Source organism: Cellulosimicrobium sp. EB106-03-01-XG111, assembly GCF_058792115.1.
Genome location: NZ_JBYTEQ010000021.1, coordinates 41,205 through 56,981 on the forward strand (window position 1 = coordinate 41,205; position 15,777 = coordinate 56,981).

Below are 15,777 nucleotides of genomic sequence, written 5' to 3' on the forward strand. Positions count from 1 at the left end.
GCGTCGGGCGTGACCCGCTCCGGCGTCGGGCCCCACCCTCACACCGACCGGCGCGACGCCCGCACGACGGCCGTCGCAGACGCGAGGCCGAGCACGAGGAACGCCCCGGCGACGAGCAGCGACCCGCGCGTCGCGTCGGCGAACCCGGACGCGAGCGCGTCGACGACCTCCGGCTCCCTCGGCCCGAGCTCACCGTGCGTGCCCTCGCGGCGCAGCTCGGAGATGACGTCGCCGGCGGAGCCGCTCGTCGCGTCGGTGAGGCGCGTGACCTCGGCGTCGGGCAGCCCTTCGCCGTCGAGAGCGTGGGGCACGGCGCTCGCCAGCAGGACGGCGAGCGCGGTCCCGACGAGCGCGGTGCCGAGCGCGGAGCCGACCTGCCGCGCCGTCGACTGCGTGGCGGAACCCTGGCCGGACTCCTCGGGCGGGACCTCCACGAGGGTCGTGCTCGTGAGCTGCGCCGACGCGAGCCCGAGCCCGACGCCGTAGACCACGAGCAGGACGGCGAGCAGCCACGGGGAGACGGTCGCGGTGACGGTGAGCGCGACGGCCGCGACGCCGACGATCTCGAGCGCGAGGCCGATGACCACGACGAGCGGGGCGCCGACGGCGGCGGCGAGGTGGCGCGCCGACGCCCCGGAGAGGAACGCGCCGAGCGCCATCGCCGCGAGCACGAGCCCGGCCCCCATCGTGGACAGCGCGAGCACGTTCACGAGGAAGAGCGGCAGGACGAAGATGATGCCGAACTCGCCGACGGCGACGGTCATCGCGGTCGCGTTGCCCCACCGGAACGTCGGGATGCGGAACAGCGTGAGGTCGAGCAGCGCGGACCGTCGCACGTGCGCGCGGTGCCGTTCCCACGCGACGAAGAGGACGAGCAGCAGGAGCCCCGCGGCGAGGAAGACGGGGGTCGGCGAGACGGGCGCGGACGCCGGCCAGGTCGCGCCGAGGAGCTCGATGTCCCCCTTCGGGCTCCACCAGCCGAACGACTGGCCCTCGATGAGCCCGAACACGAGCGCGCCGAAGCCGAGCGCGGACAGCACGAGCCCGACGACGTCGAGCCCCGGCGCGAACGCGTGCGCCCGGGTCTCCGGCACCCAGAGGTAGGCGCCGACCAGCACGAGCAGGCCGACGGGCACGTTGACGAGGAAGATCCACGGCCACGTGAACGACGTCGTGATCCACCCGCCCGCGAGCGGCCCGATGGCGGCGGCCCCGGAGATGACGGCGCCCCACACCCCGAACGCCGCGGCCCGGTCCTTGCCGCGGAACGTCGCGTTCACGGTCGACAGCGTCGAGGGCAGGATCGCGGCCGCGCCGAGGCCCTGGGCGAGCCGCCCGACGATGAGCGAGCCGCCGTCGTCGGCCGCCGCGGCGAGGAGCGACCCGGCGAGGAACACGACGACGCCCACGACGAGGAGCCGCCGTCGCCCGAACCGGTCGCCGAGCCGGCCGGTCGAGAGCAGCAGGGCGGCCAGCACGACGGCGTACGAGGCGCTGATCCACTGCGCCTGGCTCAGTCCGAGGTTCAGGTCGGCGACGATGTCCGGGACGGCGACGGCGACGATCGTCCCGTCGATCACGACGAGGGACAGCGCGACGGCCAGGACGACGAGCGCGCGCCACCGGTTGGCGTGCGCTCTCGGGTCGACGGCCGGCTCGTCGTCCTCGCCGGGCGGTTCCGTCTGCGGTGCGTTCCCCTGCACGGATCCCACGGGGCCTCCCTCGTGTCGTGACGCGGCCGTCCGTCCAGGATCACCGGGGAGCCGCGCGAGCGCATCAGCAGCGCGGCGCCGGCACGCTCAGGCGCGGTGGCGGGAGACCGCTGCCGCAGCGAGCGCGCGCCAGGGGAGCGGGGCGGGGCCGCCGTCGCCCGCGACGGTGCGGCGCGTGCGGGACGCGAGCGCGCCGTCGTAGAGCGCGAGGAGCTCGGCCGCGAGAGCGTCGGGGTCGGCGGCGCCGGTCGCGGCGGCGAGGTCGCGCAGGCGCTCGGTGAGCAGCCGGGTGTCGGCGGCGAGCCAGCGGTACGCGGGGTGCTCGGGGTCGGTGACCTCGACCGCGGCGGCGAGGAACGCGCAGCCGCGGGTGCTCGTCGCGGTCGGGAAGCCGTCGAGCGCGTCGAAGACGGCGAGCGCCCGCGCGTCCACGTCGTCGCCGCAGCGGTCCAGCGCGTCGTCCCACGCGGCGCGCCAGCGCTCGTGGCGCCGCTGGAGGTAGGCCGCGACGAGGTGGTCCTTGCCGGCGAAGTGCGCGTACAGGGTCGCGGGGGACACCTCGGCGCGGCGGAGCACGGCGTCGACACCGGTCGCCGCGATGCCGTGCTCGACGAACAGCGCTTCCGCGGCGTCGAGCAGGCGGTCGCGGGCCGGTCGGCGTGCGTCGGTCCGGGGCATGGGGATAGCGTAACGATCACTATGCTGAAACGATCGTTACACCCAGCCGCGCCCGCCCCCGGTCGCCTGGTCGCCGCGGGGACCGGCCTCATCGCGGTGACGTACGGCGTCGTCCGCTACGGGTACGGCCTCCAGCTCCCGGCGCTCACGAGCGAGCTCGGCCTCTCGTCCGCCACCGCGGGCGCGATCGCCGCGGGCAGCTTCGCCGCCTACTGCGTCGCCGCGCTCGGGGCCCAGCGCGTGCTGGCCCGACGCTCCCCGCGCGCGGTCGTCCGGGCCGCAGCGGTGCTCGCCGCGGCCGGGGCGGTCCTGGTCGGGCTGTCGTGGTCGTCCGCGAGCCTCGCGGCGGGCGTCCTCGTCGCGGGCAGCGCCGCCGGTGCGGCGTCGCCCGCCCTCGTCGCCGCGGTCGGTTCGACGGTCGACGGCCGCCGGGCCGGGCGCGCGCAGGCCGTCGTGAACTCCGGCACGGGCGTGGGTGTCGCTCTCGTCGGCGCCGCGACGCTCGTCGCGCCCGACGTCTGGCGGCCCGCGTGGTTCTGCGCCGCGCTCGGGGCGGTCGTCACGGCGGCGGTCGTCGACCGGAGCGCGCGCTGGCCCACGGCACCCGAGGCGCCACCCGCGTCCCGCGGTGCGGGCGGGCGGTCGCTCGGGCGCGCCGGGATCGCGGCCGCGGTGGCTGGCATCGGCAGCGCGGCGGTCTGGACGTTCGGGCGCGACCTCGTCACCGTGACCGGTGGCCTCCCCGGCCGCACGACGGCGGCCCTCTGGTGCCTCCTCGGCGTAGCGGCGGTCCTCGGCGCGCTCAGCGGCGACGCCGTCCGCGTGCTCGGCCTGCGCGGCGCGTGGGTCGTGACGGCCGTCGCGACGGCGGCCGGCACCGCCGCGCTGGCACTCGCCCCGGGCAGCGTGCCCGTCGTCGCCGTCGCAGGCGCGCTCTTCGGCGGCGCCTACACCGCTCTGAGCGGCGTCCTCATCGCGTGGGGCACCGTGCTGCGCCCGCACGCCGCCGGGCGCGCGACCGCGACCCTCTTCGTCGCGCTCACGGGCGGGCAGGCGGTCGGCGCGCTCGCGACGGGCGGGCTGAGCGACGTCGTCGGGCCGCGGGCCGCGTTCTGGGTGGGCGCGGCGTTCCTCTTCGTCGCGGCCGGGATGGTCCCGCGGCTGCCCGACGGCGCGGGGCCAGGTCCGCAGCGCGCCGATGGCCGGGCGTCGGGCAGGACCGGGACGGAGGGGACGACGGCGGACAGGACGAGCACGGACAGGGCGAGCACGGACAGGGCGAACAGAGGCGCGACGAGCGCGGACGACACGCGCGCGGGCGCGACGGCTCGCGGCTACGCGTCGTCGTCCGCGGGCGAGGTGCGCACGGGCTCGCCGTCCGGGCCGAGCGGCTCGACGAGCTCGAGCTCCTCCGCCTCCGGGTCGACCCAGCGCTGGTAGCCGGGCCCGGTCTGTGCCGTCTCGAAGCGGACCGCGACGCGGCCGTCGTCGCCGACGCGCACGACCCACCCGCGCCCGTCGGCCGGGGTGGCGACGTCGAGGCCGGGCGCGAGAAGGGCGACCGTCGCCCGGACGGGCCCCGGGGCGGACGGCGGTAGCACCTGCTCCGCGCCGGTCGCCTCGGTGCCGGCTGGCTCCGCGGCCAGAGCCTCGGCGTCCACCGCCTCAGCACCCACCGACCCAGCAGCGACCGGACCAGCAGGGTCCTCCGGCACGTCCGCGCCGAGCGGGAGCATGAGCTGCGCGTGCTCCGACAGCGCGTGGAACGCGACCCCGAGCAGGCGGACGGGCTCGGTGACGTCCGCGAGGCGGAGCGCGCGGTGGGCCGCGTCGCGCAGGGCGCCCTCGTCGGTCGTCGGGCGGGAGAGCGTGACCGAGCGGGTGAGGGTCGTGAACGACGCGAGGCGCACCTTGACCACGACGGTGCGCGCCGCGACGGCGTGCCGCTCGAGGCGGGCGAGCGCGGCGTCGACCACCGGGTCGAGCGCCGCCGCGATCGCGGACCGGCCGTGGAGGTCGGTGTCGAACGTGTGCTCCGCGCCCGCGGACTTGCGCTCGCGGACCGTGGAGACCGGGCGGTCGTCCCAGCCGCGCGCGATCCGGTAGAGGTTGGTGCCGCCCGCCTCGCCCGCGACGAGGAGCAGGGTGTCGAGCGGCTGACGGCGCAGGTCGGCGACCGTGCGCACCCCGAGCTCGTCGAGCCGCGCGGCCGACACCGGGCCGACGCCCCAGAGCGCCCGCACAGGCAGGTCGAGCAGGAACGGGTCCTCGTCGTCGGCCCCGACGACCCGGACGCCGCCCGGCTTCGCGGCCTCCGAGGCGAGCTTCGCGACGAGCTTGGACCGCCCGAGCCCGAGCGAGACGGGCAGGCCGCTCAGCTCGCGCGCCCGCTCGCGGATCCCCGTGGCGAGCGCCTCGAGGTCGGTCTCCGGCCCGACGGTCGCGGCGACGTCGGCGAACGCCTCGTCGATGCTCACGGGCTCGACGAGGTCCGTCACCTCGCGCAGCGCCGCCATGATGCGGGCCGAGTAGGCCGAGTACGCGGCGAACCGCGGCACGACGACGACCGTCGACGGCGGGCACAGCCGCCGCGCCTGCTCCATCGGCATCGCCGAGCGGGCGCCGTACTGCCGGGCCTCGTACGACGCCGTCGCGACGACGCTGCGCGGCCCCACGCCGCCGACGAGCACCGGGCGCCCGCGCAGCGACGGGCGCTGGTGCTGCTCGACCGCGGCGAAGAACGCGTCGGCGTCGAGGTGCGCGATCGTCGGACGGGCGCGCAGCACGGGGGCGTGCGGCGCACGGTCGAAGCTCACCGCCCTACTCTGCGCCCTGCCACCGACAGCGGTAACAGTTTCGTTCGGACCCTGGCGTTACCGGGATGCGCACGGGTATCTTGCAGGAGACCGAACAAATCCCGGGATCCCCAGCCCGGGCCGAAGAGCAACGAGGCCTTCATGACCGATCGATCGACACCCAGCGCGGCTGCCCCCGGCCGCTCGTTCGCCAGGACCTCGCCACGACGCTCGCGCGTGGTCACGGCCTCCGCCGTCGTCGGGGCGCTCGCCCTCACGGCCGCCACCTTCGCGTCGCCCGCCGCGGCGGCGCCCCAGCCCACGGCGAAGCCGGCGGCCTCCGTCGCCGGGCCGTCGGACATCAACGGGTTCCGCAGCGTCGGCTACGTCATGGCCGACTCGCGCGTGACCCGCGACTTCCACGTGGCCGACCTCGTGCGCACCGGAGCGATCGAGGACCTCACTCACATCAACTACGCGTTCGGCAACGTCACGACCGACCTCGTGTGCGACATCGCCGACGTCCCCGGCGAGGGCGACCCCCTCAACGACTTCGTCGCGGAGGTGCCCGCCGCGGACTCCGTCGACGGCGAGGCCGACAAGCCCGGCCAGAAGCTCGCCGGCAACTTCAACCAGCTCAAGAAGCTCAAGGCCGTCAGCCCGGAGACGAAGATCCTCGTCTCCCTCGGTGGCTGGACCTGGTCGGACAACTTCTCCGAGGCGGCGTCCACGGCCGAGGGCCGTACGCGGCTCGTCGACTCGTGCCTGGACCTCTACATCGACGGCAACCTGCCGGTCGTCGACGGCAAGGGCGGCCCCGGCGTCGCGGCCGGCATCTTCGACGGCATCGACATCGACTGGGAGTGGCCGGTCACCGGCGGCGAGACGGCGAACGCCCGCCCGGAGGACAAGGAGAACTTCCTGCTCCTCATGGAGGAGTTCCGCGCCGAGCTCGACGCGCGCGGCGCGACGACCGGCCAGGACTACCTGCTCACGGCGTTCGCGCCCGCGGGCGGCTGGAACGCGGGGCAGGGCGGCTGGCTCGACCCGCGCCTGTTCGCGGTCGTGGACTTCCTCAACGTCCAGGGCTACGACTTCCACGGCGGCTGGGTCCCGGACAAGACGGGTCACCAGGGCAACCTGCACCCCGACGGCGCGGAGAACTGGGGCCTCGGCCTCGACGGTGCGCTCGGCATGTACGTCAAGGCGGGCGCGGACCCGTCGCAGGTCAACGCGGGCCTCGCGGCCTACGGCCACGGCTGGTACGGCGTGAAGGACGGCACGAAGGGCTGGCAGCCCGCCGCCGGGTACGTCGGCACCAAGACGTACGCCGAGCTGCGCTCGTTCGGCGGGAAGAAGTTCTTCGACCCGAAGATCGGCGCGAGCTGGCTGTACAACGGTGACCAGTGGTGGAGCTACGACGACCCGGCGTCCGTGACGGCGAAGGCCGAGTTCGTCGCGACGCAGGGCTACGGCGGCGCGATGTGGTGGGACCTCTCCGGTGACTACCGCAACGAGCTCGGCAACGCCCTGGGCTCGACGCTGCGCGCGGCGACCCCGGGCCCCGGCGTGGCCGAGGAGTGCGCGGTGCCCTGGTACGGCACCGGCGTCTACTCGGGTGGCGACGTCGTCTCGCACGAGGGCGCGGAGTACAAGGCCCAGTGGTGGACCCGCAACGAGGTCCCCGGCTCGTCGGCGTGGGGCGCGTGGAAGAAGATCGGTCCCTGCGGCACCGCGCCCGAGGTCGAGGCGGCGGTCTGCGCCCCGTCCTGGTCGCGCGAGGCCGTCTACACCGGCGGGCAGACCGTGTCCCGTGCGGGCGTGAACTACACGGCCCAGTGGTGGACGAAGGGCGAGCTCCCCGGTTCCGTGACGTGGGGCTCGTGGGACCCGGTGGGTCTGTGCGAGTGATCTGACGGCTGGTCCGGGCGCCGCGCACGCCCGGACCGCCCCCGCACGACGACGGCGGGCCCGGTCCTCGGACCGGGCCCGCCGTCGTCGTGGTCGGGGAAGAGCGTCGTGGGCGCGGCGCCGGGAGTGCGACCCGCGTGCTCTCAGCGCTTCGAGCGCAGGTCGCGGCGCAGGTAGTGCCACGCGAGGACGCAGCACACGATGCCGTTGAGGAGTCCCACGACGACGTCCGCGGGTCCGTGGGCGCCGCGGTAGAGCCGCGAGAGGCCGACGCCGAGCGGGACGAGGCAGCACAGCACCGTCACGACGACGCGCAGGACCGGGTTCGTGATGCGCTGCGCGAGCAGGACGAGGGTCAGGTAGAACGCCGCCGACGCGCCCGTGTGCCCCGAAGGAAAGCTGGACGTCGGGGGCGCCTCGTCGAGCCGCGAGACGTCGGGCCGCTCGCGCCCCACGACGATCGACGACGTGAGGAAGATCAGCGCCTGCAGCGCGACGGCGAGCGCGGGCACGAGGGCGAACCACCACTGCCGGGTGCGCCACCACACGAGCGCGACGGTGAGCAGCGTGCCGCCGATGATGAACTCGGTCGTGCCGATGAGGGAGAGCACGTCGGTGACGGTGTCCCAGAACGGCGTGCGCCGTTGCTCGAACCACCGGTTGATCGCGACCTCGCCCGGCAGGTCGCCGAGCGGCCCGGTGACGAGGAAGCCCGTCGCGACGATGACCACCCACAGCACCGCTCCCGGGAGGAACGCCCGCAGGCCGACGTCTCGCAGCACCTCCTTCGCCGTGGGGCGGGTCGTGTCGAGCTCGTAGCGGTGCACGAAGGGATGCATCAGACCTCGTTCCTGGGAGTGTCACCGGAGGGACGGCCGGACCGCGCGGCGGTCCACCCGTGGAAGCCGACGGCGGACGCCCCCGCGACCGCGCCGCCGAGGAGGATCCCGCCGACGACGTCGGACGGGTAGTGCGCGCCGAGCAGCACGCGGTCGGCCGTGGTGACGAGGGCGAGCGCCGTCGCGCCGCCGACCACCGCGACGCGGCCACGCCGCCCGAGCAGCGGCCAGACGAGCACGCTGAGCGTCACCCCGACGGCCGCCGCGTTCATCGCGTGACCCGAGGGGAAGCTCGCGCCCGGCACGGTCGACACGGCGTCCTCGAGGACGGGCCGCGCGCGGCCGACGACCTCCTTCGCGCCGAGCCCGAGGGCCCACGCGCCCCAGATGGTCCCGGCCGCCCAGGCCGCACGCGGCCCCAGGGCATGGCGCCGCCACGCCCAGACGCACACGCCCATCGCGGCGAGGTTCATCCACCGGGCGGCGAGCGCCTCCTGCCCGACGAGGAGCGCGCGCTCGAGCGCGGGGCGCTCGCCGGCGAACCGGGTCGCCGCGGCGACGGCGGCGCGGTCCGCGTCGACGACGACCCCCGACTCCGCGCGGACGAGCCACGCGAGCGCGAGGACAGGGAGGGAGGCCGCGACCCCGTACGCCGCGGCCCGCCACAGGGCGCGGTACGGGGTCCGGTCGGCTGGCACCCCCGGACAGTAGCGGCACCCCCGTGACGTCGCGCGCGGGAGCGGGTGCCGCGCGTCAGGCGGGGAGGGCCGCGACCGCCTCGATCTCGACGAGCGCGCCCGGCCGCGCGATCCCGACCCGCAGGACGGTCACGGCGGCGGGGTGCGGGCCCCAGACCTCGCCGACGGCGGCGAAGCCCTCCATGAGGTCGGCCTCGGGGTCGAGGTAGACGGCGAGCCGCGCGACGTCCTCCGGCCCGGCGCCTGCCTCGGCCAGCACGGCGAGGACGTTGCGCAGCGCCTGCGCCGTCTGGGCCGCGATGCCGCCCTCGACGATCGCGCCGTCCGCGTCGGTGCCGTTCTGGCCGCCGACGTAGAGCGTGCGACCGGTCTCGACGATCGTGCCCTGCGAGAACGCCGGGTTGCGGTGCAGCCCGGCAGGATTGAGGTGCGTGACGCTCGGCGTGGTCATGGTCGTCCCCTCCTGCGTTCTGGTCCTGGGACGGCCGACGCTACGCCGCGCCACCCACACGGTCCGGGCCGGGCGCGCACCGGTTCTCCGCCCCGGCCCGGGCTCGCGGCCTGCCGGGCGGCGCCGCGACGACCCGGTCCCGACGGGCCGTCTCGCCGTCGGCTGTGTAGGAAGGAGGGGTGAAGCAGTCAGCAGGGCTCGTGCTCTACCGGTTCCGGGACGACGCCGTCGAGGTGCTCCTCGGGCACATGGGCGGCCCGCTGTGGGCGCGCAAGGACGCCGGCGGCTGGACGATCCCCAAGGGCGAGGTGGAGCCGGGGGAGGACGAGCACGCGGCGGCGCTGCGCGAGTTCGCCGAGGAGCTCGGCGTCCCGGCCCCCGCGGCGGAGGCGCCCGACCTCGACCTCGGCACGGTGCGCCAGCGTGCCGGCAAGCTCGTCGCGGCGTGGGCGCGGGAGGCGGACCTCGACGTCACCGCGATCTCCAGCAACACGTTCGCACTCGAGTGGCCGCCGCGCTCGGGACGGATGCAGGAGTTCCCCGAGCTCGACCGGGCCGGCTGGTTCCCGCTCGCGCGGGCTCGCGGGCTCGTGGTCGCGGGCCAGGTCCCGCTGCTCGACCGGCTGGAGGAGCTGCTCGCGCGCGAGCCGGCGCAGAGCGCGACGACCGAGGGATGACGAGAGCCCGGGACCGTGCGGTCCCGGGCCCGTCGAGCGGGAGGCGTCAGCCGAGCAGGTAGGGCGCCGCGGCGAAGCCTGCGGCGAGCCCGACGAGCGCGACGGCGACGGCGGACAGGTGCGAGCGGCGCGCACGGCTCGCGGTACGGCGGGCTGCGTCGGTCACGGTGGTCATGACGGTCCTCTCGTGGGGGGCGGTTCCAGGGAGAGGGACCACGTCAGACGCGATCCATGACGCGAAACCCGGCCGTCGTGGCGCGATCTGCGTCACACCGCGGCGGCCGAAACGCGCCAACCCTGGTGCAGCATCGTGCACCAGGGTTGGTCGGCTCGCGCGGCGGAGCCCCGACGGGGCCCGCCCGGAGGGTCAGGCGCGCAGGACGAGCGCGTCCCCCTGACCGCCGCCCCCGCACAGCGCCGCGGCGCCGACGCCGCCCCCGCGGCGACGGAGCGCGAGCGCGAGGTGCAGCGCGAGCCGGGCACCGGACGCGCCGACGGGGTGGCCGAGCGCGATGGCGCCGCCGTCGGTGTTGACGACGTCCGCGTCGATGCCGAGGTCCGCGACCGACTGCAGCGCGACGGCGGCGAACGCCTCGTTGATCTCCACGAGGTCGAGGTCCGCCGCGGCGATGCACTCGCGCTTCACCGCGGCCTCGATGGCCCGCGCCGGCTGGGAGTGCAGCGAGTTGTCGGGCCCCGCGACCTGCCCCGCCGCACCGATCTCGGCGAGCCACGGCAGACCGTTGCGCTTCGCGAACGCGCGGCTCGCGACGACGACCGCCGCCGCGCCGTCGGACAGCGGCGAGCTCGACCCGGCGGTGATGGTCCCGTCCTTGACGAAGGCCGGGCGCAGGCGCTCCAGGGCCTCGAGCGTCGTGTCGGCGCGCACGCCCTCGTCGTGCTCGACGACGACCGGCTCGCCCCGCCGCTGCGGCACCTCGACCGGCGCGATCTCGTCCGCGAGGCGCCCGGCGTCGCGCGCGGCGGCGGCGCGCTGGTGCGAGCGCAGCGCGAACGCGTCCTGCTCGGGGCGGCCGATGCCGCGCGTCGCGCAGCCGCGGTCGGTGAGCTCGCCCATGACCTCGCCGCTGAACGGGTCGTCCAGGCCGTCGTGCGTGAGCGAGTCGGCCATCGTCACGTCCCCGAACGCGAACCCGGAGCGCGACCCGACGACGAGGTGCGGCGCGTTCGTCATCGACTCCTGCCCACCCGCGACGACGACGCTCGCCTCGCCCGTGCGGACCAGCCGGGCCGCGTCGATGATCGCGGTGAGGCCCGAGAGGCACAGCTTGTTGATCGTCACGGTCGGCACGTCCCAGCCGAGGCCCGCGAGGATCGCGGCCTGGCGCGCGGGTCCCTGCTTGGCACCCGCCTGCACGACCTGCCCCACGATCACCGTGTCGACCTGCTCCGGCGCGACGCCCGCGGCCGCGAGCGCGCCGCGGATCGCGTGCGCGCCGAGCTCGGCCGCCGAGAGCGAGGCGAGCGCCCCGCGGAAGCGCGCGAACGGGGTGCGCGCGCCGTGCAGGAGGACCGGGGTGACCTCGTCCTCGGGGGTGACGGCTGCGGCGTCGGGCAGGGGGCTGGCGTCGGTGCTCATGGGACTCCGATCCGGGGAGGGCGGGGAGACGGGGTGGACAGGAAGGAGCCCCGGCGCCGCGAGGAGGGGCGAGCGGCGCCGGGGAGCGGGGGGAGGGCGTGCGCGCCCTCGGGACCGTCAGACGAACGCGGAGACGCCCGTGATGTCGCGCCCGACGATGAGCGCCTGGACCGACTCGGTGCCCTCGTAGGTGTGCAGGGCCTCGATGTCGGCGAAGTGCCGCGCGACGCGGTTCTGGAGCAGGATCCCGTTGCCGCCGAGCAGGTCGCGCGCGCTCGCGGCGACCTCGCGCGCCCCGCGGGTGCACGTGTACTTCGCGAGCGACGCCTGCGGGCCGGTGAGCGTCCCGGCCTCGTCGAGCCGCGTCATCTGCGCGACGAGGAGCTGGAGCTGCGTGATCGTCGAGAGCATCCGCGTGAGGCGCTCCTGCACCATCTGGTTCGCGGCGAGCGGGCGCCCGAACTGGACGCGCTGCTTCGCGTACGCGACCGCGGCCTCGTAGCACGCGACCGCGTGCCCGACGGCGGCCCACGCCACCCCGAGGCGCGTCGCGAAGAGGACGCGCGAGGTGTCCTTGAACGACCGCGCGCCGGGCAGGGCGTTCTCGGCGGGGACGAACACGTCGTCGAGCACGACGTGCGCCTGCCAGATCGCGCGGAGCGACACCTTGCCGGTGATGGTCGTGCCCGTGTAGCCGGGGGTGTCCTGCGGCACGACGAAACCGTGGACCTGGTTGTCGCCGTCCGCCGAGTCGCTGCCGACGAGGCGCGCCCACACGACCGTGATGTGCCCCGAGGACCCGTTGCCGATCCACTTCTTCTCGCCGTTCAGCACGTAGCCCTCGACGCCGTCGCGCGTCTCCTTGCGCGCCGTCGTCTCGAGCGAGACGGAGTCCGAGCCGTGGGTGGGCTCGGTGAGCGCGAACGCGCCGAGGATCTCCCCGCGCGCCATCGGCTCGGCGTACTTCGCCCGCTGCTCGTCGGAGCCGAGCATCTGGATGCTGCGCAGCGCGAGACCGCCCTGGACGCCGCAGATCGTCGCGACGGAGCCGTCGCCGCGCGACATCTCCATGGCGGCGAGGCCCGCGGCGAGCTGGCTCACGTGCGGACGACCCTCGACGTCGACGCCGTCGCGCAGCAGGTCGAGCTCGCCCATGCGCTTGACGAGGTCGAACGGGACCTCGGCGCGCTCCCAGTAGTCGTCGATGACGGGCAGCACCTCGTCCTGGACGAACTGCCGGACGCGCTGCAGGTGGGCGCGGTCCTCCTCGGTCGCGTCGGCGAACGCGCCGGCGTAGTCGAGGTCGAGCGGGGTCGCGAGGTCGTAGGTGGGCTCGGTGACGCCGGGCATGATCGGGGTGGTGGGCATCGGTGCTCCCCTGGGAGGGCGGCTGCGGTCGGTCGACCGTCCTCGACGCGGTTGCCCGGGGTGCGGGCCCGGCGTCGGCGGCGGTCCCTCCCATAGTGCAGCGATACCCCGTCTCAGTCAATCGAGACGGGGTATCGGGGTGGCTGGTCTGGGCGGCCGGAGGTCAGGCAGGCGCGCCCGCCGCCGCGGCGTCCGCCTCGGCGGCGGCGGCCGCGCGGCGGTTGACGCGCCACCACACGAAGAACCCGACGAGCGTGAACGCGCCGTAGAACACGTACATGAACGCGGACGCGTAGAAGCCGGCCGAGATCAGCAGGGGCACGCCCACGATGTCCACGGCGACCCAGACGAGCCAGAACTCGACCCAGCCCTTCGCCATGCCGTACGTCGCGAGCAGCGAGCCCATGAAGATCCACGCGTCGGCCCAGACGGGCTCGTACGACTCGAGCGCGCGGAACACGGGGGTCAGCAGCGCCGTGCCGCCCACGAGCGCGACGACGAGGAACGCGCGCTGGCGCCACGACGCCCAGCGCGGCACGACGGCGACGCCGTGGCTGTCCGCGTCGGCGTCACCGAGCCGCGCCTGGGTCTTGCGCCACTGCACCCACCCGTACACCGACACGACGACGAACATGACCTGGCGCCCGGCCTGGCCGAGCAGGTTGACGGGGTTGGGCGTCGCGAACACCGCGCCGAGGAACACCGTGAGCAGCAGCAGGTTGCCGACGATGCCCACCGGCCACGCCCACACCTTGCGCCGCATGCCGCCCAGCGCCGACGCCAGGCCGAACCCGTTGCCCACGATCTCGCGCCACAGCAGGTGCTGGTCGCCGATCGTCAGCTGCGCGTCGAACAGCGCGTGGATCAGGTCCATCGGATGTCCTCGTCCTCCCGGGCACGAGCGCTCCGGGGTGAGGGCGGGCGGCGGGGCCGGGCCACGGGGGCCCGACGGCGTCGCTCACCACGGCGAGGCCGGGCCCCGTCGCGCGGGCTCGCGAGAGCCCGGCCGAGGACGGCCGCGCCGCACGTGCTTCCTCCCATCCGGACTGTCACCGTCGGTCCTGGAGTTCCACCAGGTCAACCGCGCGTGGGCGCGGGTCGCGGACTGTCACCGCCGGCTCGGAATTGCACCGACCCCGGAGCACGTTCGTGCGTACTGCGTTCTGCAACCGCCGATGCTACTCGCGCATTCCCCGCTCGGCGCGGACCGTTCGGCAGCGCCGACGCGGTTCGGCACCCGGAACGGCATTCGGCACACTGGGCTGCCGACCTGCGCACTTCGGTGCCGAAGCGTCGTGGGCGGTGGGCGAAGTCGCCTCAACACATCGGCGGTCCCAGGGCATAGAGGGGTACGAGAGCAGAACGGGGCGAGGCGCTCGACTTCGCCGACTGGTACCGAGGTGCCTTCCCGACGGTGTGCCGCGCGCTGCGGCTGGCCGCCGGGAACGTCGCGCTCGGCGAGGAGGTCGCGGCGGAGGCGTTCGCCCGGGCCCTCGCGGACTGGCGCAAGGTCTCGCGCATGGAGTCCCCGGCGGGCTGGGTCTACGGCGTCGGGCTCAACGAGCTGCGGCACACGCGTCGTCGGCTCGTGCACGAGAGGCGCTACCTCGCGCGGCACCGCGCTGAGAGCACCGGACCACCGCCCGACCCCGACGACGCGCTGTGGCGCGCCGTCGCGCGGCTCGCACTGCGTGCGCGGACCGCCGTCGCGCTGCGCTACGTCGCCGACCTGCCCGAGGCGGAGATCGCCGACCTCATGGGCGTCTCGCGCGGCACCGTCGCCGCGACCCTGTCGAGCGCGCGCAAGCAGCTCGCGCTCCAGCTCACCCCCTGCCGAGAGGACCGTCCGATGAACTCCGACCTGCTCGACCACCTCGCCCACCTCGACGGCGCCGCACCCGCCCCCTCCCTCGCGCGGATCGAGGACCGCGCGCGCCAGATCCGCCGCGCTCGCGTCGCCCGGCGCGGCGTCGCCGCGGGAGGGCTCGCGGGGGCGATGACGATGGCGCTCGTGCTCCTTCCCGCCGTCGGCCCCGACGCGACGGGTGGTCGACCTGCCGTGTTCCTCGGCGTCGCGGCGGCGGCCCAGGGCGCGGACGCTCGGGACTGCCGCGCCGGGGAAGGGCTCTACCCGGACCGGACGAGCTGGGCGGGCGACTCGGCGGTCACCCGCGCCGTGGCGGTCCTCGACGGGGCGAGCGAGCCGGTGGTCGCTGCGGGTGCCTACGAGTTCCGGGGAGAGTGCCCGCCGGTGCGCCCCGTGGCGGTCCTCCTCGACGACGACCCGCAGGCGGGTGTCACCGTCTGGTCCGACGTCGCGGACCCGTACTCCGGGGAGGAGCTGGTGACGGTCGCGGTGCGGGGCGCCGACGGCGCGCTGCTCGAACAGGCCGGGGGAGCGGTCCTCACCTGGGAGGTGGGCGGCACCCGCTGGCTCGCGGAGGGCAGCGGACTCACGAGCCACGAGCTCGTCGAGGTGCTGGACCGGTTGACGTTCGGTGCCGACGGCGACGTCGACCCCGCGTCCGTGCCCGTCGGGCTCGCGTCGGTCGACCTCCCGCCGCGCACGGACGACGTCTCGGTGATCGAGTGGACGACCTTCTACGGGGATGTCGAGGAGGGGGGCGTGGCGCTCACCGCCACGGCAGCCCCGGTCGAGCCGGCCGAGGCCGTGGCCTCGCGGGCCGCGGACGCGGTCGTGCTCGCCCGCGTCGGCGACGCCCGCGCCGTGTACCACGCGTTCGGCCCACGCGGGGAGGAGGTGGCCGGGGTCCTGCAGTGGCGGTCCGGAGGCCTGACCTACCGGGTGCACGGTCCGGCCGACGTCGACCAGCTCGTCGCGCTCGCGAGAACCGTCCGCCACGTCGACCTCGCGGCCCCGGAGCTGGCGGGCGTCCCGACGATCTTGGAGCGGTCGGGCAGCCCGACGGACGGCGCGACCGCGGGTGGCACGCCCACGCCCGCACCCTCGAGCACGCCCGGATCGGCGGGGACGCTCGATCCGCAGGGCGTGCCGGAGTCCCAGGACGGGTCGGACGGGTAGCGGGG

14 protein-coding genes and 1 riboswitch are annotated in these 15,777 nt (G+C 75.6%); of the genes, 4 read left to right on the forward strand and 10 right to left on the reverse strand.

Annotation, left to right across the window (positions count from 1 at the left end; translation table 11 throughout):
- Window positions 1-38: 38 nt before the first annotated feature.
- Both AC3WT4_RS16015 and AC3WT4_RS16020 read right to left on the reverse strand, forming a co-directional pair.
- Window positions 39-1,712, reverse strand: coding sequence for a DHA2 family efflux MFS transporter permease subunit (locus tag AC3WT4_RS16015; protein WP_492315909.1), 1,674 nt, complete (start codon window positions 1,710-1,712; stop codon window positions 39-41).
- A gap of 87 nt (window positions 1,713-1,799) precedes the next feature.
- A complete protein-coding gene (locus tag AC3WT4_RS16020; protein WP_492315910.1) occupies window positions 1,800-2,390 on the reverse strand; it encodes a TetR/AcrR family transcriptional regulator in 591 nt (196 codons plus the stop codon).
- Between the two features lie 21 nt (window positions 2,391-2,411).
- Here AC3WT4_RS16020 and AC3WT4_RS16025 point away from each other — a divergent pair, with 21 nt between their 5' ends.
- Window positions 2,412-3,830: an MFS transporter gene (locus AC3WT4_RS16025; protein ID WP_492315911.1), complete on the forward strand. Its 1,419-nt coding sequence runs from the start codon at window positions 2,412-2,414 to the stop codon at window positions 3,828-3,830.
- On the opposite strand, the gene AC3WT4_RS16030 is transcribed toward AC3WT4_RS16025, so the two are convergent.
- Window positions 3,725-5,206 carry a DNA polymerase IV gene (locus AC3WT4_RS16030; protein ID WP_492315912.1) on the reverse strand — a complete coding sequence of 494 codons (1,482 nt, stop codon included), beginning with the start codon at window positions 5,204-5,206 and terminating at the stop codon, window positions 3,725-3,727. The genes AC3WT4_RS16025 and AC3WT4_RS16030 overlap by 106 nt on opposite strands.
- Window positions 5,207-5,422: 216 nt before the next feature.
- Between AC3WT4_RS16030 and AC3WT4_RS16035 the strand changes: the two genes are divergently transcribed.
- Entirely contained in the window at window positions 5,423-7,096 is a 1,674-nt protein-coding gene (locus tag AC3WT4_RS16035; RefSeq protein ID WP_492315913.1) for a glycosyl hydrolase family 18 protein, read from the forward strand.
- Window positions 7,097-7,239: 143 nt separating this feature from the next.
- On the opposite strand, the gene AC3WT4_RS16040 is transcribed toward AC3WT4_RS16035, so the two are convergent.
- From AC3WT4_RS16040 to AC3WT4_RS16050, 3 genes are read right to left on the reverse strand one after another with little or no spacing between them, the layout of a single operon-like run.
- Complete coding sequence (locus tag AC3WT4_RS16040; protein WP_492315914.1) at window positions 7,240-7,935, reverse strand: phosphatase PAP2 family protein; 696 nt, start codon at window positions 7,933-7,935, stop codon at window positions 7,240-7,242.
- Complete coding sequence (locus AC3WT4_RS16045) at window positions 7,935-8,633, reverse strand: phosphatase PAP2 family protein (RefSeq protein WP_492315915.1); 699 nt, start codon at window positions 8,631-8,633, stop codon at window positions 7,935-7,937. Before AC3WT4_RS16045 ends, AC3WT4_RS16040 begins: the two co-directional genes overlap by 1 nt.
- A gap of 55 nt (window positions 8,634-8,688) precedes the next feature.
- A complete protein-coding gene (locus tag AC3WT4_RS16050; protein ID WP_074803194.1) occupies window positions 8,689-9,084 on the reverse strand; it encodes a RidA family protein in 396 nt (131 codons plus the stop codon).
- 179 nt (window positions 9,085-9,263) lie between these two features.
- Here AC3WT4_RS16050 and AC3WT4_RS16055 point away from each other — a divergent pair, with 179 nt between their 5' ends.
- Window positions 9,264-9,761, forward strand: a complete 498-nt coding sequence (locus tag AC3WT4_RS16055; RefSeq protein WP_074803190.1) for an NUDIX hydrolase — start codon at window positions 9,264-9,266, stop codon at window positions 9,759-9,761.
- Window positions 9,762-9,807: 46 nt separating this feature from the next.
- On the opposite strand, the gene AC3WT4_RS16060 is transcribed toward AC3WT4_RS16055, so the two are convergent.
- From AC3WT4_RS16060 to pnuC, 4 genes are all read right to left on the reverse strand, one after another.
- The gene (locus AC3WT4_RS16060) at window positions 9,808-9,936 is read right to left on the reverse strand and encodes a hypothetical protein (protein WP_255179672.1); all 129 of its coding nucleotides are present in this window, start codon (window positions 9,934-9,936) and stop codon (window positions 9,808-9,810) included.
- 192 nt (window positions 9,937-10,128) lie between these two features.
- Window positions 10,129-11,361: an acetyl-CoA C-acyltransferase gene (locus tag AC3WT4_RS16065; RefSeq protein ID WP_492315916.1), complete on the reverse strand. Its 1,233-nt coding sequence runs from the start codon at window positions 11,359-11,361 to the stop codon at window positions 10,129-10,131.
- A 117-nt stretch (window positions 11,362-11,478) separates the two neighbouring features.
- Window positions 11,479-12,729, reverse strand: a complete 1,251-nt coding sequence (locus AC3WT4_RS16070) for an acyl-CoA dehydrogenase family protein (RefSeq protein WP_492315917.1) — start codon at window positions 12,727-12,729, stop codon at window positions 11,479-11,481.
- 163 nt (window positions 12,730-12,892) lie between these two features.
- Window positions 12,893-13,603 carry a nicotinamide riboside transporter PnuC gene (pnuC, locus tag AC3WT4_RS16075; protein WP_074803181.1) on the reverse strand — a complete coding sequence of 237 codons (711 nt, stop codon included), beginning with the start codon at window positions 13,601-13,603 and terminating at the stop codon, window positions 12,893-12,895.
- A gap of 150 nt (window positions 13,604-13,753) precedes the next feature.
- A riboswitch (FMN riboswitch) is annotated at window positions 13,754-13,877 on the reverse strand.
- 266 nt (window positions 13,878-14,143) lie between these two features.
- Here pnuC and AC3WT4_RS16080 point away from each other — a divergent pair.
- The gene (locus tag AC3WT4_RS16080) at window positions 14,144-15,772 is read left to right on the forward strand and encodes an RNA polymerase sigma factor (RefSeq protein ID WP_492315918.1); all 1,629 of its coding nucleotides are present in this window, start codon (window positions 14,144-14,146) and stop codon (window positions 15,770-15,772) included.
- Window positions 15,773-15,777: the final 5 nt, after the last annotated feature.

Coding starts and splice junctions, on each gene's coding strand:
- AC3WT4_RS16025 (WP_492315911.1), top strand. CDS start 2,412: ATGCTGAAACGATCGTTACACCCAGCCGCGCCCGCCCCCGGTCGCCTG.
- AC3WT4_RS16060 (WP_255179672.1), bottom strand. CDS start 9,936: ATGACCACCGTGACCGACGCAGCCCGCCGTACCGCGAGCCGTGCGCGC.
- AC3WT4_RS16050 (WP_074803194.1), bottom strand. CDS start 9,084: ATGACCACGCCGAGCGTCACGCACCTCAATCCTGCCGGGCTGCACCGC.
- AC3WT4_RS16020 (WP_492315910.1), bottom strand. CDS start 2,390: ATGCCCCGGACCGACGCACGCCGACCGGCCCGCGACCGCCTGCTCGAC.
- AC3WT4_RS16070 (WP_492315917.1), bottom strand. CDS start 12,729: ATGCCCACCACCCCGATCATGCCCGGCGTCACCGAGCCCACCTACGAC.
- AC3WT4_RS16065 (WP_492315916.1), bottom strand. CDS start 11,361: ATGAGCACCGACGCCAGCCCCCTGCCCGACGCCGCAGCCGTCACCCCC.
- AC3WT4_RS16040 (WP_492315914.1), bottom strand. CDS start 7,935: ATGCATCCCTTCGTGCACCGCTACGAGCTCGACACGACCCGCCCCACG.
- pnuC (WP_074803181.1), bottom strand. CDS start 13,603: ATGGACCTGATCCACGCGCTGTTCGACGCGCAGCTGACGATCGGCGAC.